19 protein-coding genes and 1 pseudogene are annotated in these 21,630 nt (G+C 60.5%); 15 read left to right on the top strand and 5 right to left on the bottom strand.

Features of this window, described 5'->3' with window-relative positions; translation table 11 throughout:
* Positions 1-1,278, top strand: a complete 1,278-nt coding sequence (locus tag O4H31_RS04840; RefSeq protein ID WP_259947742.1) for a TRAP transporter large permease — start codon at positions 1-3, stop codon at positions 1,276-1,278.
* 484 nt (positions 1,279-1,762) lie between these two features.
* Here the strand turns inward: O4H31_RS04840 and O4H31_RS04835 are convergent, their stop codons facing one another.
* Positions 1,763-2,737 (bottom strand): GlxA family transcriptional regulator, encoded by a 975-nt coding sequence (locus O4H31_RS04835; protein WP_269343371.1) that lies wholly within the window; start codon positions 2,735-2,737, stop codon positions 1,763-1,765.
* A gap of 168 nt (positions 2,738-2,905) precedes the next feature.
* On the opposite strand from O4H31_RS04835, the gene O4H31_RS04830 reads away from it, so the two are divergent.
* Genes O4H31_RS04830 through O4H31_RS04815 form a run of 4 tightly spaced genes read left to right on the top strand, consistent with a single transcriptional unit; the run spans position 2,906 to position 6,781 of the window.
* Positions 2,906-3,895, top strand: a complete 990-nt coding sequence (locus tag O4H31_RS04830; protein WP_269343370.1) for a TRAP transporter substrate-binding protein — start codon at positions 2,906-2,908, stop codon at positions 3,893-3,895.
* Between the two features lie 22 nt (positions 3,896-3,917).
* Entirely contained in the window at positions 3,918-4,421 is a 504-nt protein-coding gene (locus O4H31_RS04825; RefSeq protein ID WP_269343369.1) for a TRAP transporter small permease, read from the top strand.
* A 17-nt stretch (positions 4,422-4,438) separates the two neighbouring features.
* Positions 4,439-5,719 (top strand): TRAP transporter large permease, encoded by a 1,281-nt coding sequence (locus O4H31_RS04820; RefSeq protein ID WP_269343368.1) that lies wholly within the window; start codon positions 4,439-4,441, stop codon positions 5,717-5,719.
* A 45-nt stretch (positions 5,720-5,764) separates the two neighbouring features.
* The gene (locus O4H31_RS04815) at positions 5,765-6,781 is read left to right on the top strand and encodes a proline racemase family protein (RefSeq protein WP_269343367.1); all 1,017 of its coding nucleotides are present in this window, start codon (positions 5,765-5,767) and stop codon (positions 6,779-6,781) included.
* A gap of 270 nt (positions 6,782-7,051) precedes the next feature.
* Here the strand turns inward: O4H31_RS04815 and O4H31_RS04810 are convergent.
* A pseudogene (locus tag O4H31_RS04810) lies at positions 7,052-7,351 on the bottom strand (integrase core domain-containing protein); the annotation flags it as partial.
* A gap of 137 nt (positions 7,352-7,488) precedes the next feature.
* Here O4H31_RS04810 and O4H31_RS04805 point away from each other — a divergent pair.
* The gene (locus O4H31_RS04805) at positions 7,489-8,721 is read left to right on the top strand and encodes an IS110 family transposase (protein WP_269343033.1); all 1,233 of its coding nucleotides are present in this window, start codon (positions 7,489-7,491) and stop codon (positions 8,719-8,721) included.
* Positions 8,722-8,962: 241 nt separating this feature from the next.
* On the opposite strand, the gene O4H31_RS04800 is transcribed toward O4H31_RS04805, so the two are convergent.
* A complete protein-coding gene (locus tag O4H31_RS04800) occupies positions 8,963-9,661 on the bottom strand; it encodes an HpcH/HpaI aldolase family protein (protein ID WP_269343366.1) in 699 nt (232 codons plus the stop codon).
* Positions 9,662-9,778: 117 nt separating this feature from the next.
* Here O4H31_RS04800 and araD point away from each other — a divergent pair, with 117 nt between their 5' ends.
* From araD to O4H31_RS04785, 3 genes are read left to right on the top strand one after another with little or no spacing between them, the layout of a single operon-like run.
* Positions 9,779-11,521 carry an L-arabinonate dehydratase gene (gene araD / locus O4H31_RS04795; RefSeq protein WP_269343365.1) on the top strand — a complete coding sequence of 581 codons (1,743 nt, stop codon included), beginning with the start codon at positions 9,779-9,781 and terminating at the stop codon, positions 11,519-11,521.
* A gap of 12 nt (positions 11,522-11,533) precedes the next feature.
* Positions 11,534-12,445 (top strand): dihydrodipicolinate synthase family protein, encoded by a 912-nt coding sequence (locus tag O4H31_RS04790; RefSeq protein WP_269343364.1) that lies wholly within the window; start codon positions 11,534-11,536, stop codon positions 12,443-12,445.
* Positions 12,442-13,152 carry a ribonuclease activity regulator RraA gene (locus O4H31_RS04785; RefSeq protein ID WP_269343362.1) on the top strand — a complete coding sequence of 237 codons (711 nt, stop codon included), beginning with the start codon at positions 12,442-12,444 and terminating at the stop codon, positions 13,150-13,152. Before O4H31_RS04790 ends, O4H31_RS04785 begins: the two co-directional genes overlap by 4 nt.
* A 1-nt stretch (position 13,153) precedes the next feature.
* Here the strand turns inward: O4H31_RS04785 and O4H31_RS04780 are convergent, their stop codons facing one another.
* A complete protein-coding gene (locus O4H31_RS04780) occupies positions 13,154-13,930 on the bottom strand; it encodes a GntR family transcriptional regulator (RefSeq protein ID WP_269343359.1) in 777 nt (258 codons plus the stop codon).
* 88 nt (positions 13,931-14,018) lie between these two features.
* Here O4H31_RS04780 and O4H31_RS04775 point away from each other — a divergent pair, with 88 nt between their 5' ends.
* The 4 genes from O4H31_RS04775 (at position 14,019) to O4H31_RS04760 (ending at position 19,065) form a co-directional block, all read left to right on the top strand.
* Positions 14,019-15,566 carry a UxaA family hydrolase gene (locus O4H31_RS04775; protein WP_269343357.1) on the top strand — a complete coding sequence of 516 codons (1,548 nt, stop codon included), beginning with the start codon at positions 14,019-14,021 and terminating at the stop codon, positions 15,564-15,566.
* Positions 15,567-15,569: 3 nt separating this feature from the next.
* On the top strand, positions 15,570-16,904 hold the full coding sequence (locus O4H31_RS04770; RefSeq protein ID WP_269343355.1) for a lactate racemase domain-containing protein: 1,335 nt from the start codon (positions 15,570-15,572) through the stop codon (positions 16,902-16,904).
* The gene (locus tag O4H31_RS04765; protein WP_269343353.1) at positions 16,904-18,085 is read left to right on the top strand and encodes a LarC family nickel insertion protein; all 1,182 of its coding nucleotides are present in this window, start codon (positions 16,904-16,906) and stop codon (positions 18,083-18,085) included. Before O4H31_RS04770 ends, O4H31_RS04765 begins: the two co-directional genes overlap by 1 nt.
* 71 nt (positions 18,086-18,156) lie before the next feature.
* Positions 18,157-19,065, top strand: a complete 909-nt coding sequence (locus O4H31_RS04760; protein WP_269343351.1) for a LysR family transcriptional regulator — start codon at positions 18,157-18,159, stop codon at positions 19,063-19,065.
* Here O4H31_RS04760 and O4H31_RS04755 read toward each other — a convergent pair whose 3' ends face one another.
* Positions 19,066-19,791 carry an SDR family NAD(P)-dependent oxidoreductase gene (locus O4H31_RS04755; protein WP_269343349.1) on the bottom strand — a complete coding sequence of 242 codons (726 nt, stop codon included), beginning with the start codon at positions 19,789-19,791 and terminating at the stop codon, positions 19,066-19,068.
* A gap of 85 nt (positions 19,792-19,876) precedes the next feature.
* Here O4H31_RS04755 and O4H31_RS04750 point away from each other — a divergent pair, with 85 nt between their 5' ends.
* Together O4H31_RS04750 and O4H31_RS04745 are read left to right on the top strand one after the other, a co-directional pair.
* Positions 19,877-20,740: a 3-hydroxyacyl-CoA dehydrogenase NAD-binding domain-containing protein gene (locus tag O4H31_RS04750; protein ID WP_269343347.1), complete on the top strand. Its 864-nt coding sequence runs from the start codon at positions 19,877-19,879 to the stop codon at positions 20,738-20,740.
* A gap of 27 nt (positions 20,741-20,767) precedes the next feature.
* Entirely contained in the window at positions 20,768-21,595 is an 828-nt protein-coding gene (locus O4H31_RS04745; RefSeq protein ID WP_269343346.1) for a 3-keto-5-aminohexanoate cleavage protein, read from the top strand.
* Positions 21,596-21,630 lie beyond the last annotated feature (35 nt).

Genomic DNA, 21,630 nt, shown 5'->3' with positions numbered 1-21,630 from the left:
ATGGGCCTGATGATCCTTTTGCTTGTGTTTGCCATCGGCGTCTTCATCGGCTTGCCCGTCGCCTTTGCCATGGGCATCGCTGCCGCCTCCGCCTTCTGGATCGAAGGCTTTCCGATGCTCATCACTTTCCAGCGTGCGACAGCGGGCGTTTCGGTCTTTTCCCTTCTGGCGATCCCCTTCTTCGTCCTCGCGGGCGAGATTATGCTTCACGGCGGGATTGCTGCAAGATTGGTCAAACTCGCCTCGGCCCTCGTAGGGCACCTTAAGGGCGGCCTTGCGATGGTGAATATCTTTTCGTCAATGCTGTTTGGCGGCATCTCCGGTTCTGCCGTGGCGGACATCTCGGCGCTTGGGTCGATCCTTGTGCCCGTTATGAAAGAGCGCGGATACCGGCCTGACTTTGCGGTGAATGTCACCGTGACGTCGTCCATCGCCGGGATCGTCATCCCTCCCAGCCACAACATGATCATCTTCGCCGTTGCCGCCGGTGGCGGGATCTCAGTCTCCAAACTGTTCCTTGCAGGGGTCGTCCCCGGCCTGTTGATGTGCATCAGCCTTGCGATCGCCGCCTATATCCTTTCCGTCAAACATAACTATCCAGCCGAGCCATTCCCCGGATGGCGTGAGGTTGGACGCAGTGCTGCCGATGCGATACCGGGCTTTCTGACCGCTGTGATTATCGTCGGCGGTACGCTGTCGGGCGTGTTCACCGTGACGGAATCCGGCGCCTTCGGTGCGATTTACGCAATCCTTTTGACCAAGTTCTACTATCGAAGCCTTACGTGGCATTCCTTCAAAATCGCTTTGGTCGGCACCGTGCGCACGACGTCGATGGTCATGATCCTTATCGCCTTTGCCAGTTCCTTTGCCTATCTGCTGGCCCTCTACCAAGTACCTGCCCGTCTTAGCGAAGCCTTGGTTTTGATCTCGGACAACCCGATCATTATTTTGCTGATGATCAACGTCATCCTGCTGGTGCTTGGAATGATCATGGATATGGCCGCCCTTATTCTGATCTGCACACCGATCTTCCTGCCTATCGCAAAGGGTCTTGGCATGGACCCGACGCAATTCGGCATCATGATGTTAATGAACCTCGGCCTCGGCCTCTGTACACCGCCCGTCGGAACCTGTTTGTTCGTGGGATGTGCGGTCGGTCGGATCAAGATCGAAACGGCGTTGAAATCGATCTGGCCCTTCTACATCGCGATCCTCGGCGCGTTGATCCTGGTGACCTATGTACCGGCTGTGTCGCTGTGGCTGCCGTCGCTGTTCTGATTTTGCGCTCCCCGCTTGAAGGCGGGGAGTCGCTGCTTTCGGTCTGACCTACCGCTGCCTCGGGGCCGAGCGTTGCGGTGAAGCGCCACTGAATCGCCCATTCATCCATCTTGTAGTATTGCCGGTGGGTGAAGACCGGGAAAGCGGACCTCAGTGATCTTAGCAGCAAAAGACAGGTTTGAGCGCTTGCTGACCATTGAGGTGCGGAGTTCTTCGCCACTGCTGCATAAGCCGCGCCGCCGGGAGCGGCCCTTAGCGGCCGTACATGTAGTACGCAGCCAAGGTCAGCTTTTCGGAGCCCTTACGAAGCCCGTTCAGTCGCAAACGTCCAGATAAATTGGTGAAAGTGTCGACCGCCACTCAGAAGGTGCATCGCAAGCAACCGATGAGAGATTTTAATCTCTTAAGGCGGCCTCATAACACCAAGATGAAAGAGCGCCCCCCTCCTCGGAAAGCTGCCACAATATTTGGATTCCTTCACCGATCAGAAAGTATTCGATGATTGACGGTATAGGCTTGGAGACGTGCCATAGGATTTACGAAACTCACGGTGAAAATGCGCAGAATCTGAAAACCCTGCATCAGCTGCAATTTCGGCGATCCTGTCCGTGGTATGCGTCAATCGCCAAAGCGCGTAGCTGAGCCGCATTGAACGGAAATACCGAGACGGGGATTGCCCCATGGCCTGATTAAATCGCCGATCAAGTTGACGGACACTGATCCCCACCTCGGCGGCCAGGACATCCATTGATGGCGGCATGTTGATTTTTTGCTCCATCAGGGCTGCGCAGCGCCGTACCACCTCATCTTTCACATCATGGGTGCTCTTTGAGAAATGCGCTTGGGGAAAAGTCCCTGCCCGCTGTCCTTGCATCATCATATGTCGGATGGATTGCTGAGCATACTCACTCCCGCAGTGGCGATGGATCAGGTGAAGTGCCAGATCCGAGGCCCCGGTCGACCCTGCGCAGGTGATACGCGCCCCGGCGTCCAAGAATATCCGGTCAGTAAAGGCTTCGACTCGCGGGAATTGATCGTGAAATTCGTCTGCTACGTTCCAATGCACGCAGGCCGGATAGCCCTGCATCAGCCCCGCCCGCGCAATGTTAAATGTCCCGGTACAGAGCCCGATCAAAGGGACACCAGCCTCAGCAACCTCGGAGAGGTATTGATCTAACCATTGGGGCTGGGACCTAATTCGGTAACCATTCCCACCGCAAACCGCGACATAATCGACCTCCTTTGGATCGATCAATGGCGAAGTAGCTGCAACGGACAGCCCGCAACTGGCCGTAACCTTGCCCTTCCCCATAACCTCCCAACCGCAGGCAACCTGCCGGCTGCGGCCCCCATGGTCAGCGGCAAGGCGGATCGCCTCGACGAATCCGGAGAAGGCATTGAGGGTGAAGCTATCCAACAGCAAAAACCCGACGCGAAGTTTCTGTTCAGTACGGCGCATCACATCCCCATTAACGGTGGCGTCATTATCAGAGAGTAGTGATTCCAAACAAAAATGTCCGAAATATTCACTTATCTGTCTAATCTATTCTATCGAGGGGGTCCATCGCTGTCTAACGTCCTATACAGCCCCACCGTATACAACGGGGCATAGAGAGGGAGACTCAGAATGAACCGCAGAACTTTTGCCGCCTTTGCTTTAGCCGCTTCGGTCAGCGCATTGGCAACCCTGCCTGCACTGGCCCAAGATATCAATTTTCGTGTCAATGTTCCCGGCAACCAAGACGGGATCGCCTTCCGGTCGGTTGAGCATTTCAACGAAGTTCTGAAGGACAAAAGCGGCGGCAGCCTCGGCACCAAATTGTTCCACTCCAGCGCACTCGGCGATCAGGAAAGCTCGATCGAAGCGATGCAGTCCTCGATCCTCGACATGGCCACAATCGAAACGCCGATCACCGCCGTCGCACCTGAACTTGGCGCAACCGCGTTGCCCTATATTTTTTCCAGCCGCGCGCACGTGAAAGCGGCAATGGATGGCGAAGCAGGCCAAATGATCGAAGCGATGCTTGCCGAAAAAGGCCTGCGGGTGGTTGGCTTCTTGGAAGGCGGCTTTCGCCAGATCACTAACAATGTCCGTCCGATCACGACCCCAGAAGACCTGAAGGGCGTCAAGATTCGCACCCCGGGCAGCGCCTTGCGCATTGCGATCTTCAATCACTATGGCGCTAATGCCTCCCCTCTACCGTTCAGCGAACTCTACTCGGCGCTCCAGACCGGCGTTTATGATGGGCAAGAGAATCCAGTAATCTGGGCACAAAGCACCAAATTTTACGAAGTGCAAAAGTACCTATCTCTTACCAATCATCTCTATACGGTCACCTACCTCCTAATGGCCGAAGACAAATTCCAATCCTTGACCGAAGACCAGCAGGCTGCGGTCCTCGCGGCAGGTGAAGCCGCCGAGGCGCGTTCAGTTGAACTGGGCATCAAAGCTGACGCTGAGATTGTCAGCTTCCTTGAGGAAGCAGGCATGGAAGTGAACGAGGCTGATGTTGAAGCCTTCACGGCGCAGTCCGACCAAATCTGGGAGGATTGGGCAGCCGAGCAGGGCCCCGATGCGCAAAAGCTGATTGATCTGATTCGCGCCGCAGATCAGTAAGGCCAGCCCAGAGGAGATAGCCATGATTAACCGCATACTCGAAGCGATCATCTCAGCCCTGCTGCTCGCGGCCGTCGGTGTAGCTTTTCTGGCGGTAATCTACCGCTATCTCCTCGATAACGCGCTCAGCTGGAGCTTTGAGGTTTCGCTGGCGCTGCTGACCTATATTACCTTCTTAGGAAGCTATCTGGCGCTGCGGCGGGGTGCGCATCTGAAGGTCGATGTCTTCGTGCGCAACCTGCCCTTCTGGGCGCAAGGCGTTCTTTACGTCATCAACCAGCTACTTATCGGTGGCGTGGGCTGGATCATGGCGTGGTATGGCGGGCGGCAGGTTATCCGCTTTGCCGGGCAGACTACCAATGTTTTGGAAATCTCTAGCAGCTGGCTCTATGCGGCGATCCCCATTGCAGGCGCGCTGATCTGCCTTGATGCGCTGATACAGATTGCCCGCAGCCTGCCGCGCATTCGTCAGGGGCTTGACCCCGACAGCCGCCACGGCGCCGACAACAGCCCTTTCGATCTTTGACCCGAGGATAACCGACCATGGAACTGCTTTTAATCCTCTGCATCCTTTTGGGGTTGATCGGCATCGGCCTGCCCATCGCATTTGCGTTGGTTTGCATAGCCATCGGCATCTTCTGGATGGGAGACATCGACCAGTTGATCGTCGCTCAGCGCCTTTACCGCGGGGTGCAAAGTTTCCCACTGCTGGCGGTGCCGCTTTTCATCCTTGCCGGTCAAATCATGAGCCGTTCTGGCATCTCTGGTCATCTCATCGAATTTGCGAAGACCCTCGTTGGTCAGATGCGCGGCGGTCTGGCGGCGGTTAATGTCGTCACCTCCATGTTCTTTGCAGGGATGAGCGGCACATCGATGTCCGACACAGCCGCCGTGGGCGGGATGATTATCGACCCTATGATCAAGCGCGGCTACAGCCGCCCCTTCACCGCAGCCGTCACTGCCGCGTCTTCCACCATCGGCATCATCATCCCGCCCAGCGTGCCCATGGTCATTCTGGGGGCCTATCTCGGCATCTCTACAGGCGCGCTCTTTGCCGCGGGGCTGATGGCGGGCGTGCTGCTGGGCGTGGCTCTGATCATTGTGGCATGGATCATCTCGGTGCGCGAAGGCTACCCGGTAGAGGCACCTTTCAGCGGCAAACGCATGTTGGTTGCCTTTGGCAAAGCGCTTCCCGCGTTGCTGATGCCGGCGATCATCCTTGGCGGCATTCTGGGTGGTATCTTTACCCCGACCGAAGCCTCTGCCGTGGCAGTCGTCTATGGCATCTGCGTTGGTATGTTCTACTACCGTACCCTCAAGCTGCGTGTACTCTATCAAACCTTCTGCGAGGCCGCAGTTCTATCCGGCGCGGTGATGCTGGTGACTGCGACCGCGCATGTCATGGGCTTTGCCTTCACGTTCGAGCAATTGGCCGACAGCATTCTCGCGCCGCTCGCACAGATGGACATGTCACCCATCCTGTTCCTGATCATGCTGAGCGTGATCATGATTATCGCGGGCACCTTTTTGGACGGGATTGCGATGATCTTCATCATCGTGCCGCTGTTCCTTCCAGCAGTGAAACTGCTGGGGATCGACCCGATCCACTTTGGCATGGTCGTTGTCCTTTGCTGGGGCATCGGCCAACAGACCCCGCCAGTTGGGGCCGCCCTCTTTATCACCAGCGTCATCGCGAAGGTCGATATCTTGACCCTAACCCGGGCGAACCTGCCCTTTATCGCGGTGATGTTCCTTGTTCTGGGTGCCGTGATCGCCTTCCCCGATCAACTCGTGCTGCTGATCCCGCGCGCCCTCGGACTCTAACACTTTTTTCACTTTCTAAGAAAAACCACAGGAGGACTCTGTCCAATGATGACCAACAACCGCTTCGTCGATGTGATCTATACCCACACCGATGGCGAACCCACCTGCATCATCCATGGGGGTATCCCCTATCCCCACGGGCTGAGCGTCACCGAAAAACGTCAGTTTATCCGAGACAACTATAACTTCGTGCGAACGGCCCTTCTGCGTGAGCCACGCGGCCACCACGATATGGTCGGCGTCTTTGTCACCCCGCCTTCCAGCCCCGATTATGACGCGGGCATGCTGTGGTGCGATGGCGATGATTTCATGGAGATGTGTGGCCACGGCACAATTGCACTGTCCATGGCACTGGTTTCACACGGGCTGGTGCATGACGCGGGCGGCGATGTGACGAAAATCCGCTTTGAGACACCAGCAGGCGATGTGACCTCTGAAGTAGGCCGCGAAAACGGTCAGATCGCTTGGACCAAATTCCAAAACGTCCCTGCCTTTGTTCTGGAACAAGATGTGCCGATCACCCTGCCCGGCTATGGCGAATTGAAGGCAGACATCACCTTTGGTGGCAACTTCTTTGCTGTCGTCAAATGGCCAGACGGGGAACGCCCGATCGGTCCACAGAACGGCAAGTTGCTGTCTGAGATGGGTGTGCTGGTGAAGGATCAAATCAACGCCAAGATGAAAATTCAGCACCCGACCGAGAAGCATATTAAGGGTCTGAACTTCACTACCTTCTGGCAAGAGCCTGACCACGCGGATAGCCTTTACCGCAACGTGCATGTCTTCAGCGACGGTAAGCTTGATCGCTCGCCCGGCGGCACAGGTACTTCGATGATGATGGCAATGTTCGAAGCACGTGGGCAGATGAAGATCGGTCAAACCATCAAATCCGAGGGCCTGCTGGGCCAAGGGCGTTTCGAAGGTCAGCTTTTGAGTGAAACCATGCTGGGGAACCAGCGCGCTGTGATCCCTACGGTTAAAGGCACCGCCAAAGTTATCGGCTATGCCAAATGGTTGATCGATGAAACTGACCCTGTTGGCCGCGGTTTTACCATCACCTAAAAACACAGTCGTGACGGTCGGCCGCCGCGGCTTACGTGGCGGCCGACTGTTTCATAGCGTGTGGGAAGGTCCGCATACTCGCCACGGGTTTTACGTCATTTTTCAGATAGTTGCGTAACCATCAGCTTACGTCGTAAGGGTATGAGGACCTCCTATAGAAACCATTTGGTTAGGTTGCGTCACAAGCTCTCTTGGCTCGCGTCTGGTTTCTCTCTGTCGATGTAATCGCGGTGACCCGCTCTGACCCGCTCCCCTTAGAGTCCGCGTTCTTTAGTTCGCTCTGTTCAGGGTTTGGTCCTCTACTGACCTTTGGTGATACTCCCACGGGGTGAGCCCGTCGAGGCTCGTGTGTGGGCGATGGTGATTGTAGTCCTCGCGCCAAGCAGAGATCAGATCCCGGGCGTGGCGCAAGTTGGCGAACAAATGCTCGTTGAGGCACTCGTCGCGCAGACGGCCATTGAAACTTTCGACGAAGCCGTTCTGCATGGGCTTTCCTGGAGCGATGTAGTGCCACTCGACCTTCCGTTCCTCCTGCCATTTCAGGATGGCGTTCGATGTCAGCTCCGTTCCATAACACCTTTGGAATGAAGCTGATTGAGAGGCTATGGCCGCCTGCGCAGCCTCCAGATAGCGCAGCAGGTGGTCATAGCCGGGTCTCGGGTCCCTACAGTGGTTTTGCACAAACCACACCGCAAAGGAGACCAACTATGACCAAGATTATTGTTGCACAAGATGCCCCTGTTTTGGTGGCTATCGACATCGCCAAGGCCCGGCATGAAGTTTTGATCGCTATTCCAGATAAGAAACGGCGACGTCGATTAACAGTTTTGAACGAACTCGCCGACTTCAACCGCCTCGCCACCGCACTTAAGGAATACGGACGCCCAGTTCGTGTGGCCTTTGAGGCGACTGGCAATTATCACCGTGCCTTGGCTTACCATCTGGCAACTTCTGGCTTCGAGGTAAAGCTGGTGTCCTCAGTGGCTTTGGCGCGGACGCGCGAAGCCCTCAATAACAGCTGGGATAAGAATGACCCAAAGGACGCGCAAGTGATCCTGCATATGATGGAGATCGGAAACGAGCAATATTACCACGACCCTCTGGTATGCGGCACGAATGACATTCAAGAGCTGTCCAAAACCCACGATATCGTCTCCAAGTCGAAGACTGAACTTTGGCACCGGGTGTTGACCCATTATCTGCCGCTGTACTTCCCTGAAGCGGATCGGTTTTACCGCAGCTCACGCAGTGATTGGTTCTTTGCATTCCTTGAGCGTTATCCATCACCACATTTGATCACAGCGATGGGCAAAGCCGCTTTCACCGCTGATGCTTGGGACGTCATTGGGCGCAAGGTCGCGAAAGAGCGTTTGCTTGCAGATATTTACGAGACAGCTAAGTCTTCAGTGGGATTGCCGGTTGCCCCAGATTCTGATGCGCTCAGAATGTTCCGCTTGGTCCTTGGAGAAGGCCGCAGTCTCATTGCCCAACGCAATCAAATTGAAGATCGCGCCGTCGCGCTTCTCAAGGATCTACCTGACTATCAGTTGCTGACATCAATACCTGGGATCGGCCCGATCAACGCTCTGACCATCCTCGCAGAAGCTGGCGACTTGCGCCGTTTTGGACATCATCGGCAGTTCTTGAAGTTCTGCGGCATGGACTTGGCAACCATTCAGTCGGGCACATTCCGGGGCCAAACCAAGCTGTCAAAATACGGGAATGCCCGCTTGCGCCGCACCCTATGGATGGCTGGTCAGGTTGCCATACTGCAGCGCACCAACAGCTTCCGGGATAAGTTCGAGCGCTACATCGCTAAGGACCGACAAAACACCCATTTGCGCCGAAAGGCGTATTCCGCAATCGCCGCCAAAATGGCCCGCACAGTTCACGGGATCATTAAACATGGCGAGCCCTATCGCCCCTTCTTTGAGGGGTGATCGATCGCAGAAGGACCTTTCTCTGTAGGTGCCGTGGAGGCAGGTAACTGACCTCGTAGATAATGTTCAGGCCTTCTGTGTTAGCGACCCGATGATCTCGTCTTAAGGACGGTGAGAGCCGCAAAAGCGTACTCTGTGTTTGTTATGGGAGAGACTGTCGTTGACAAAAAGCCGAACTGAGGCATTCTCTGAACGTGTCGAGGCACTCGATACGACAATGACCTGATGCCAAATCAGCCTGTTATTCCGCGCATAGGACGTTGTCAAAGTAGCGGCGCGCCAGATCGGCGCCGTAACCAAGGATGCCCGCAGGCAGCCCGGCGGCGTGAATGGCATCGACCGCTTCGCGGATCTTGTCTTGGACATCGGGGTGCATCGGGTTGCCGGTATGCCCCATCGCAGAGGACAGATCGCCCGGCCCGATAAAGATCGCGTCCACGCCAGGCACAGCGGCGATGGCGGGGATTTCGGCAACCGCTTCGGGGGTTTCGACCTGCACGATGACGCATTGCGCATCGGCATAGGTGGTCAGGTAATCCGTCTGCCGCGCGTAGTTATTGGCGCGGATCGTGGCCGAGATGCCGCGAAGCCCTTCGGGCGGGTAGCGGGTCCAAGATACGGCGCGGCGGGCGTCTTCGGCGCTTTGGATCATTGGGAACATCAGGTTTTGTACGCCGATATCCAGTAGGCGTTTGGTCATGGTCTGGTCGGATGAGGGCATCCGCACGACCATCTGCGCATCGGGTGCCGCACTCGTAGCGGCGCGCAGATGATCGGTGATCTGGCTTAGGTCATTCGGCGCATGTTCCATGTCCAGCAGCAGCCAATCGATCCCGCTGCCCGCGGCGATTTCTGTCACCGTGGGCGAGCAGAGCGAGAGCCAGAAACCCGACAGACGGCTGCCGGGCCGGAGCGTTTGTTTCAGTGTTTTTCCCGACATTTTCGCAACGCGCCCCTCAAATGGTATCGACAATTGGGGTGATACGGTAATATATCAGTTCGGGCAAGATGTGTTTTCCATCCGTTTTGCGATGATGTTTTAGCTGGCGAGGATTCCATGACCGAGACCAAGAAAACCGCCGATCAGCTGCGCAGCGCGCGCTGGTTTGCCCCCGACGATCTGCGCAGCTTTGGGCATCGTTCGCGCATGATGCAGATGGGTCTGGGCCCCGAAGATTGGGAAGGCCGCCCGGTGATCGGTATCCTGAACACTTGGTCCGAGATGAACCCCTGCCACCTTCATTTCCGCGACCGCGCGGAGGATGTGAAGAAGGGAATCGCCCAAGCCGGCGGGCTGGGGTTAGAGATTCCGACGATTTCTATCGACGAGAGTTTCACCAAGCCGACCTCGATGCTCTACCGCAATATGATCGCGATGGAGACCGAAGAGACGATCCGCTCGCACCCGCTTGACGGTGTGGTGCTGATGGGCGGCTGTGACAAATCCACGCCGGGGCTGACCATGGGCGCGATCAGCGCGGGCGTGCCGTTCATCTTCTTACCCGCAGGCCCGATGCTGCGCGGTAATTACGCGGGGCGGGCGCTTGGCTCAGGCTCGGACGCGTGGAAGTTCTGGGATGAGCGCCGCGCGGGCACGATCTCGGCCGAGGAATGGGTTGGCGTCGAAGGCGGCATCGCGCGGTCTTACGGGCATTGCATGACGATGGGCACGGCCTCCACCATGACCGCGATTGCGGAGGCGATGGGGCTGACCCTGCCGGGGGCGACCTCGATCCCCGCTGCGGATGCGGGGCACAAACGGATGAGCGCCTCTTGCGGGCGGCGCATCGTCGATATGGTTTGGGAGGACCTGACGCCGGACAAGATCATCACGCCCGCCGCCGTGCAAAACGCGGCGACGGTGGCGATGGCGACGGGCTGTTCGACCAATGCGGTGGTGCATCTCTTGGCCATGGCACGCCGCGCGGGTGTGGCGCTGGAGCTGAACGATCTGGACGCTCTGGGCCGTACCACGCCGCTCATCGCCAATATCCGCCCCTTGGGCAGCAGCGAATACCTGATGGAGGATTTTTATTTCGCGGGCGGGCTGCGGGCGCTGATGGATCAACTGGGGGATAAGTTGGACCGTACGGCCATCACCTGCACCGGCAAACCCTTGGAGGAAGGAATCGCGGGCGCGCCTGTCTATAATGACGACGTGATCCGGCCCCTGTCGAACCCTGTCTATAAGGAAGGCTCGCTTGCCGTGCTCAAGGGCAACCTTTGCCCCAATGGCGCGGTGATCAAACCGGCGGCCTGCGATCCGAAGTTCCACCGCCACGAAGGCCCGGCGCTGGTCTTTGACAGCTACCCTGAGATGAAGGCCGCGATTGATGACGAAAACCTCGATGTGACGCCGGACCATGTGCTGGTGCTGCGTAACGCTGGGCCGCAGGGCGGGCCGGGGATGCCGGAATGGGGGATGCTGCCGATGCCCAAGGCGCTGCTGAAACAGGGGCACCGCGACATGCTGCGGATCTCGGACGCGCGGATGTCGGGCACCTCTTACGGCGCTTGCATCCTGCATGTCGCGCCGGAGTCATTCGTGGGTGGGCCGCTGGCGCTGTTGAAAACGGGCGACATTGTGCGGATGGATCTGGAGGCGCGTACCCTCGACATGCTGGTGGATGAGGACGAACTCGCCGCCCGCCGCGCCGCGTGGCAAGCGCCCGAGCCGCGGTTCGAGCGGGGCTGGGGCTATATGTTCCAGCGCCATGTGGGGCAGGCCGATCAGGGCTGCGACTTTGACTACCTCACCGCGGCCTTCGGTCAAGCGGCGGGTGAGCCGGATATTTTCTGAGAGGGGCTGGCAATGACACATGATCTATCGAAAGCGCTCACCGGCATCTCGGGCATCCTTGTGACGCCCTATGACGCGGGTGGAGAGATCGCGCCGCGCAAACTGGCGCCGATCATTGACCGCGCCCTCGCTGCCGGGGTGCATATCCCGGTCGTGAACGGCAACACCGGCGAATATTACGCGCTGACCAATGATGAGGCCTGCACCATGGTGCGCGAGGTGGCGCAGATGGTCGACGGGCGCGCGCCTTTGCTCGCAGGTGTCGGGCGCGGCATTCGGGATGCCTGCGCACTAGCCAAGGCGAGTGCCGAGGCGGGCGCGGATGCGCTGATGATCCACCAACCGCCCGATCCCTTCGTCTCCCCCCGTGGCACGGTCGACTATGTGCGCGCGGTGCGCGATGCGTCGGGCGGGCTGCCGGTGATGCTGTACCTGCGCAATGACGCGATGGGGCCCGAGGGCATCGCGCGGCTTTGCGAAGTCGAAGGGGTGAAGGGCGTCAAATGGGCCACGCCGAACCCCTTGAACCTCGCCCGCGCGATTGAGGCGGCGCCGGATGATATCGTCTGGGTCGGCGGGCTGGCCGAGGTTTGGGCGCCGCCGCTCTATGCCGTGGGCGCGCGGGGCTTCACCTCGGGGCTCATTAACGTCTGGCCCGAGCGGTCGGTCGCCATTCACGCGGCACTCGACGCGGGCGACTACGCCGAGGCGAACCGCCTCATCGCAGGGATGCGCGCGTTTGAGGACATCCGCGCCGAAGAGCATAACGGCACCAATGTCACCGGTGTCAAAGCCGCACTCATGGCCATCGGACAGGATTGCGGCCCCACGCGCCCGCCCTCCGCATGGCCGCTGACGGAGCAGCAGCAGGCGGTGCTGGATCAATTCGTGAAAGACAATCAACTGAAGGGAGAGGCGGCATGAGCCCCGAACTACGCGAGAAACTCAAGGCGGTCTCGGTCGCGACATTGGCGACGGCGCTGTATAAACGCGGGCTGCGCAATCAGGTGGTGCAGGGGGTCGGCCCGGTGGCCGCCAAGGGGCGCAACATGGTCGGCCCGGCGTTCACACTCCGCTATATGCCCGCCCGTGAGGATCGCAATCAACTGGTCGAGTTCCGCAATCCCGAACACCCGCAGCGCGTCGCGATCGAGACCTGCCCCGAGGGTCATGTGTTGGTAATGGACAGCCGCAAGGACGCGCGGGCTGCCAGTGCCGGGGATATCCTCATCACCCGTCTGATGATGCGCGGCGCGGCGGGGGTGGTGACAGATGGCGGGCTGCGCGATGCCGCGACCATCGGCGCACTGGAGATGCCCGCCTATCACGCCCGGCCCTCAAGCCCCACGAACCTGACCCTGCATGAGGCGATTGAGATCAACTGCCCCGTGGGCTGCGGCGATGCGCCGGTCTTTCCCGGCGATATCGTGGTGGGCGACGACGATTGCGTGATCATCATCCCCGCAGATATCGCCGAAGAGGTCGCGGATGAGGCGGTAGAGATGACGGCCTATGAGGATTTCGTCGTGGAACAAGTTAAAGGCGGCGCGGGGATCATCGGGCTTTATCCGGGCACCAAGCAAGAAAGCCTCGATAAATTCGCGGAATGGCGCAAGGCCAACAACCGCTGACTTAGGGCTTTTCCGGGGTGAAATACTCCGGGAAAGCCGCCCGCTTCTCGGTCATTCGGTCGACGGTGCGTTGCAGGTGCTGGCGCAGCGCCTCCATCGCGGCAGGGGCATCGCTCGCTTCGATCCCATCGAGGATCCGGCTGTGGCCGCCGATCACGTCCTTGTTGTTCAGGATGCGCCCCGCCTCATCAATGTCATCCAGATGCAGGCGGCGCAGGCGTTCCAGATGGCCTGCATGGCTGCGCATGATGCGCTGGCTTTGCACATGGCCCGCCGCCACAAAGAGGGTTTGGTGAAACACCTCGTCCAACTCCTGAAAGGTCGGCACATCGCCGGGCTGGTCCGAAATGCTGCTTTGCAGGGCGACGATGCTGCGCAGACGGGTCAGGGCTTCGGGCGCGATTTCGGCGGCCAAACGGCGCACGACTTCGGTCTCAAGCGCGATGCGCATGAACTGCGCTTCGCGGATCGCGGACATGTCGATCGGCGTGACCAGCGTGCGCGATTGCGGGTAGATCTTGACCAGCCCCTCTTTGGCCAGCTGTTGCAGCGCATCGCGCAGCGGCGTCAGGCTCACCCCATGGGTTTCGGCCAATTCGGCACGCAAAAGCGGTGTGCCGGGCGGCAGGTCGAGCCTTACGATCTGATCGCGCAGGGTGGCGTAAACCCCGCGCCCCGTCGGCCCACCCTCGAACAGACCCAGATCGGCCCCGCCGCCCAAAATGCTTTTGGCGAGGGTCTGCGCGCTCTGTGCCGTTGGTTTGTTCGATGAGGTCATGTGGGCTCTTCCATAGCTGTTAAATCTAATATATCAGTTAATGACATCTTACCGAAGCGGTTTTTTCGACACCCTGGGGGAGCATCCGATGGACAGCCAGACCATGCAAGAGGACAGACGCGCAAGGGTGATGCTGCTGTCACCCACCGATAACGTGGTCGTGGCGACCTCGGCGGTGTCCCAAGGCGCGGTATTGCCGCAAGACGGGCTGCGTGCCAACCACGATACGCCCCAAGGGCACAAGATCGCGGTCCGCCCGATCCAGCAGGGCGCGCCGATCCTGAAATTCGACACGGTCATCGGCTACGCGGCAGAGGATATCGCCGCAGGCGATTGGCTGCACAGCCACAATATCAAGTTCGACGCGGTCGACAAAGACTATGCCTTTGCCCGCGACTATACCCCGACCCAGCTGCTGCCACCGCAAGAGCGTGCCCAGTTCATGGGCATCCGCCGCGCGAATGGCCGGGTGGGCACGCGCAATTACATCGGGCTTTTCGTCACCGTGAATTGCTCGGCCACCGTGGCGCGCAAGATCGCCAATTACTTCGACGAAGAACGGATGGAGGCATGGGAGAATGTCGACGGGGTGATCCCCTTCATCCACGAATCCGGTTGCGGAATGGAGCTCACGGGCGAGCCGATGGACCTGCTGCGCCGCACGCTCTCGGGCTATATCCGCCACCCCAATCTGGCCGGGGCCGTGGTCCTATCACTAGGCTGTGAGCGCAACAATCTGGCGCAGTTCTTTGAGGAGGAAGGACTGGCCGAGGGCAAGATGCTGCGCACGATCACCATGCAGCATGTCGGCGGCACGGCCCGCGCGATTGCCGAAGGCAAAGAGGCGGTGCGCGAAATGCTGGATCAGGCCAATGCCGTGCGGCGTAAGCCCTGTTCGGCGGAACATATCACCATCGGGATGCAATGCGGCGGGTCGGACGGGCTTTCGGGGCTCTCGGCCAACCCTGGTCTGGGGGCGGCGGCGGATATCCTCGTGCGCAACGGCGGCACGGCGATCCTGTCGGAAACGCCCGAGATCTTCGGTGTCGAACACCTCCTGACCCGCCGCGCGCGCAGCGAAGAGGTGGGCCGCAAACTGGTCGAACGCATGGACTGGTGGCTGGACTATACGAAAGGCCGCGACACGCAGATCAACGGCGTGGTCAGCCCCGGCAATCAGGCAGGCGGTCTGGCGAATGTGTTGGAAAAATCACTCGGCGGGGCCAAGAAAAGCGGCAGCACGGGGTTGATGGAGGTCTACCGCTATGCCGAACCCGTGACGCAAAAGGGGCTGGTCTTCATGGATACGCCCGGTTTCGATCCAGTCTCTGCCACGGGGCAGATCGCGGGAGGGGCGAACCTGATTTGTTTCACCACCGGGCGCGGGTCGTGCTTTGGCTCCTACCCCTCGCCGACGATCAAACTCGCCTCCAACACGCCGATGTTCACCAAGATGCAGGACGATATGGACATCAACTGCGGCACGGTGATCGACGGAGAGCAGAGCCTAGAGGAATTGGGTCAAGCGATCTTCGAGCGTATCCTCGCCATCGCCTCGGGGGAGCAGAGCAAATCCGAAGCGCTTGGCGTGGGCGAAGAGGAATTCGCGCCTTGGCCGATCGGGGTCACGGGGTAACAGATGTCGAAGGGGACAGCGCAGATGAAACCGAACTATGTAAAACTGGTCGAGGATACGCCGCTGCCGCGCATGGCGCTCTGCCGTCAGACCTTTGCCGCGACCCGCATCGACGACCCGCGCGCCGCCGTGGCAGAGGCGATGCAGGCCGATTGCGCAGGTAAAATCAAGCCGGGCATGTCCATCGCGATCACCGCAGGCAGCCGGGGGCTGGCGAACCTGCCGGAACTTCTGGCAGCCATCGTGGCCGAGGTCCGCGCCCGCGGAGCGCAGCCCTTTGTCGTGCCCGCCATGGGCAGCCATGGGGGCGCCACGGCAGAGGGGCAAACCGCGTTGCTGGCGAAACTGGGCGTGACCGAAGAGAGCCTCGGTTGCGAAATCCGCTCTTCGATGGAAACCGATGAGATCGGCGTGCTCGACAACGGCATGTCGGTGCGGATGGACCGCCACGCCAATGCCGCTGATGGGGTCATCCTGTTCAACCGGATCAAGCCGCATACGTCGTTCCGCGCGCCGAACGAAAGCGGGCTGGCCAAGATGCTCTCGATCGGTTTGGGCAAGCAATCGGGGGCCGAGACCTGCCATTCGCGCGGTATCGATAACGTCGGCATCTTCGTGGCCAAAATGGCGCGGATGAAGTTGGAGCGTTGCAAGGTGCTTTTCGGCATCGGCACGATCGAGAATGCCTATGACGAACTCTCGCAGGTGGTCGCCCTCGACAGCGACGGGATGCTGGAAGCCGAAGCGCCCTATCTGCAAGAGGCGATGCGTAATATGCCTCGACTGCCGCTGGGGCCGCTGGACGCGCCCTCGGCCTCGGGCGATCTGGACGTGCTGGTGGTGGATGAGATTGGCAAGGAGTTCTCCGGCACTGGGATGGACCCCAACATCACCCATCGTTTTTCAAGCGAAAAGATGCAGGTCCATCTACATATCTCGCGCCTTGTGGCGCTTGGCCTGTCGCCGCGCAGCAACGGCAACGGCAATGGCGCGGCGCGGGCAGATGTGATCACGGCGCGGTTGGAGCAGGATTTCGACCGTGAGGCGGTCTATGCCAACGCGATCACCTCGCAGGTGCTGAAACAGTCGAAAATCCCGATGGTCATGCCCTGCGACCGCACCGCGATCCAAACGGCGGTCAAGACCTGCGGGGCCGAGGATATCACCAAGGTCCGGCTGCTGCGCATCCCCAATACGCTGAAACTTGAGTATCTCTATGCCTCCGAGGCGATGCTGCCGGAACTGCGCGACCGTTCGGGGCTTGAGGTGGTGGGCGATCTGCAAGAGATGCAGTTCGACGACGGCCTGCTGCGCAACCCTTGGCCGGAGGGGCATTGATGCTAGGCCAAGGGCTTCACCTACACCTCGACCCCGTCGGCGGGGCGGCGGGGGATATGTTCATTGCGGCGATGCTGCATGCCTTCCCCGAACTGGCCGAGCGCGCCTTGGCCGATGTCGCTGCCGTGCTCCCCGCGGAAGTGGGCCATGCGGAACTGAGCGAACATGTCGCCTCGGGCATCACGTCTCGACGGTTCGAACTCATGCTGGCCGCACCCGACGCAGGCAGGCGCCATGGGGCCGAGACGACCTACCGCGCGATGCGCGCGCTTTTGGAGAACGCACCGCTGTCCGAGGGCACGGCGGAGGCCGCCTGCGCCATCCTTCACCGGATTGCCGAGGCCGAAGCGCAGGTGCATGACATCCCTATCGACCAGGTACATTTTCACGAGATCGCGGATTGGGACGCGCTGATGGATGTGACTGCCGCTGGTAGCATCTGCGCTGCGCTGGCGGGGGCAACTGTCTCGCTCGCGGCGTTGCCTTTGGGCGGAGGGCTGGTCGAGACGGCGCATGGTAAACTGCCGGTGCCGGCGCCCGCAACCGCGCTAATCTTGCAGGGCTATGACTGGCACGACGATGGTGTGCCGGGCGAGAGGGTGACGCCCACGGGGGCTGCGATCCTTGCCCATGTCACCGGGGGCAGGCCGACAGCTAGCCGTCCACCGGGGCGGCTGCGCTGTACCGGGTCGGGCGCGGGGATGCGGGTGATGAAGGGGCTGCCGAATATCCTGCGGGTCAGCGTCTTCGACACCGCCACGGCGGGCATCGCGCAGGACAGTCTCGTGCAATTTGCCTGCGATATCGACGACATGACGGGCGAAGAACTCGGAGCGGCGGTGGATCGGTTGCGCGCGTTGGAGGGCGTGGTCGATTTGCTGATGCTGAACGGGCAGGGCAAGAAATCCCGCCCGGTGACGCGCCTTGAGTTGCTGGTGCGACCGCATGAGGCTGAAACGGTCTCGGCGCTGGTGTTCGATCTGACTTCAACGCTCGGTCTGCGCCGTACTTTGGTCGACCGGTTGATCCTGCCACGGGAAAGCGATGACAGCGGGCCGCTTCGGCGCAAGCGTGCACGGCGCCCTAGTGGGCATGAGACGGTAAAGGTCGAAAGCGACGATCTGGCCGAGGCCGAGACCCTGCACGACCGCCGCAGCCGCGCCCGCGCGGCGGAGGGGTAGGGGCTGGTGATCTAACTTGCTTATCACCGACCCGCGTGTGAAAACTCTCTGACGTCAGTTCAGGGGGTCGCATGGAAACGCCACTTACCGCCACGTTGCGCCACTATGAGGTCTTTGTCGCCATTGCCGAAACGTTGCATTTTGGCCAAGCGGCGGCCAATCTTGGCGTGGCGCAACCGGCGCTGACGCAGCAGCTGAAACATCTTGAAGCCGCCTTTGGCGGCGAGCTTCTCTTTGACCGCAACCGCCGCCGGGTGATGCTGACGGACTTCGGCAAGTCGCTCCTGCCCGAGGCCCGCGCCCTGCTGCAACAGGCCCGGCGGGTGGAAGCACTGGCCGAAGCGGCGCGCAACGGGCAGCGCGGGCGGATCGAACTGGCCTATGTCGGCTCGGCCTCTTACGCGGGCATTCTGGGACGGCTTTTGCGAGAGTTGCGCGCGGGCGCGGCGGATGTGGACCTGATCCTGCGCGAGTTGGACATGGACCTGCAAATCGCCGAGATCGTGGCGGGGAGGCTCGATGCGGGGTTCGTGCGCCTGCCGCTCTCGGGCGTGCCTGAGACTTTGGTCACGCGCACTGTCCACACCGAGGATATTCTGCTGGCCGTGCCACCCGACCACCGGCTTGCCGGGGTGCCTTCGGTTTCCATGGCAACGCTGCGCGAGGAAAGTTTCATTTTCAGCCACCTTGGCCCCGATATGGGTTTCGCGGCCTGCGCCTATCAACTCTGCGCCGATGCCGGTTTCGCCCCCCGCGTGGCGCACCGTGCGCCGCAGTTTACTGCGATCGTGAATTTCGTCTCGGCGGGTCTGGGTGTGGCGTTCGTTCCCGCCTCCGCCGCGCGGATGAAGGATGCGGGCGTGGCCTTTCTGCCGATCCGCGACGCCAAGGTTCAAAGCCGGATCGGGCTGGCCTATCTGCGCGACCCAAGCAATCCGGTCCTGCGCAGGCTGCTTGACGCATTGGAGGCCAAGGGCTGATTACCCGACCGCCGTGCCACCACAGACAAAGACCGTTTGCCCGGTGATGAAACCGCTGCGGGCATCGGCGAAAAAGGCCACCGCCTGCGCCACATCCTCGGGCGTGCCCATGCGGCCCATCGGCACCGCATCGACGATGGCGCGGGTTTCTGGTGCATCTTCGGGGTTGTTCTCCCAAAAGGCGGTCGTGGCGATGGGGCCGGGGGCGACGCAGTTCACGGTGATCCCGTCGCGCGCCAGTTCCAGCGCCCATGTCCGCGCCATCGACTGGATCGCCCCCTTGCTGGCGGAATAGAGCGCCCGGTCGATCTTGCCCTTTGTCACGCGGCTGGTGTTCATCACGATCCGCCCTCCCCCTGCCGTGCGCATGCCCGGCACCAGCAGTTTCGCCGCCAAGATGCTGGGGCGGAGGTTCAGGTGCATGATGCGGTCGAGGTCATCAATCTCTACCGCGTCGAAGGGCGCGGGTTTCACGATGCCGACGTTATTAACCAGACAGGTGACTGGCCCCTCTTTGAGGATGTTTTGCAAGGCGGCGGTGGTTGCCTCGGGGTCTGACAGATCGACCTGCTGCGCATCCCCGCGCAGGGCAGGATCCTCCGGGTCCGCGATATCAAGCACGAAGACACGCCAGCCGTCCTCTCTCAGCCTGCGGGCGATACCAAGGCCGATGTTGCGCGCGCCGCCAGTGACGACCGCATGGCGCGGGGAGGGGTTTTGGGCCACGGGGGGCTCCTTTTCTCTATTCGCTGTTTACTTATCACCATCATCTAGTGATAAGTAAATAACTGATATCCGGGAGGGGGATAACATGGCCGACCGCATCATCATCGTGGGCGCTGGCACGATGGGACAATCCATCGGCAGGCTCTTTGCCAGTCACGGCTGGACGGTGCATGCGGTCGACCCGACCGAGGCCGCGCGCTATGGGTTTCTGGCGACGGTGCCGGGATCAAGCGCCACTGCCGCGTTGGAGGGGGCAGGGCAGGCGGATGTCGCGCTGGAATGCGTGCCGGAAGACCTTATGCTCAAGCGAAAGGTACTGGCCGCCTTGGAGGGGGTGGTGCCGGAGCGGGCGCCGATCTTGTCGAATACCTCTGGCCTGACACTCAAAGAAATGTCGGCGGACATGGCCCGGCCTGAGCGCGCCGTTATCACGCATTTCTTCAACCCCGGCGATGTGATCCCTGCCGTCGAAGTGGTCGCGGCCAAGGATGCGCCCGAAGGGCTTTGTGCAGAAGTCATGACCCTGCTGCGCGGGTTGGAGCGGCGGCCCGTGCGTCTGGACCACGCGCCGCCTGGTTTTGTCGCGAACCGCATTCAACATGCGATCATGCGCGAATGCCTGCATTTGGTGGATCAAGGTGTCGCCAGCCCGGCGGAGATCGACGAGATCGTGCAATGGTCTGTCGGTGTCCGCATGGCGCTTTCCGGCCCGTTCCGGCAGCGCGATTTAAATGGGCTGGGCACCCATCTGAGCATTGCCGAATACCTCTATCCCGATCTGTGTGATCGCCATGACCCATCGCCGACCCTCGCCGATCTGGTGGGGCGGGGGCATCTGGGCAAACGCAGCGGCAAGGGGTTTTACGACTGGCCCGACGGGGAAGATGCGGAGGCCGCGGAGCAGGCGCTGCGCCGTGTCATTGCCCTTGCCCGCGACAGCGTCGATTAACAAATTTTCAGACAGCCGAGGACACCCATGACCGATACTCCAGCCATCATCTGCGTGGCCATCACCGGATCGCTTCCCACCAAGGCCGACAACCCGGCGGTGCCGATCGATATCACCGAACAGATCGAAAGCACCCAAGCCGCCTTTGAGGCCGGGGCGACGATCTGCCATGCCCATGTCCGCACCGCCGATGGCACCCCCACGGCAGACCCAGACCGTTTCGCACGGCTACAAGAAGGGCTGCGGCAGCATTGCCCCGGCATGATCGTGCAATTCTCAACCGGAGGGCGCTCGGGCGCAGGACGAAACCGGGGCGGGATGCTGCCGCTGCGCCCCGACATGGCCTCGCTTTCCGTGGGGTCGAACAACTTTCCCAACCGTGTTTATGAAAACCCGCCTGAGCTTGTCGACTGGTTGGCGGGCGAGATGAAGACCTACAGCGTGCTGCCCGAGATCGAGGTCTTTGATCTGAGCCACATCCTACAGGCCAAGGCCATGGCTGACGCGGGCAAGATCCCGGCGCGGCCCTATATTCAGTTCGTCATGGGGGTGAAAAACGCCATGCCTGCGGATCGAGACGTCTTTGATTTCTATATCCAAACGGTCAGGCGGCTTTTCGGCGACATCCCGTGGTGCGCGGCCGGGATCGGGCGGCATCAGGCCGAGTTGAACGCATGGTGTGCCGCCGCAGGGGGGCATCTGCGCACTGGGCTGGAGGATAATATTAGGATGGACAAACAGACCCTTGCGCCCTCCAATGCCGCCCTCGTCGCCCGCGCGGCAGAGATCTGCGCCGAGGCTGGTCGCCCCGTCGCCACGCCGCAGCAGGCGCGTGAGATTTTGGGGCTGGGTTGAGGCCACAAGGGCCAACGCAATAGATTAAGGATATT

Source organism: Sulfitobacter dubius (assembly GCF_027214245.1).
Taxonomy (GTDB): domain Bacteria; phylum Pseudomonadota; class Alphaproteobacteria; order Rhodobacterales; family Rhodobacteraceae; genus Sulfitobacter; species Sulfitobacter dubius_A.
The sequence above is the reverse complement of the archived record's forward strand: the minus strand, read 5'-3'. Positions and strand labels throughout refer to the sequence as shown.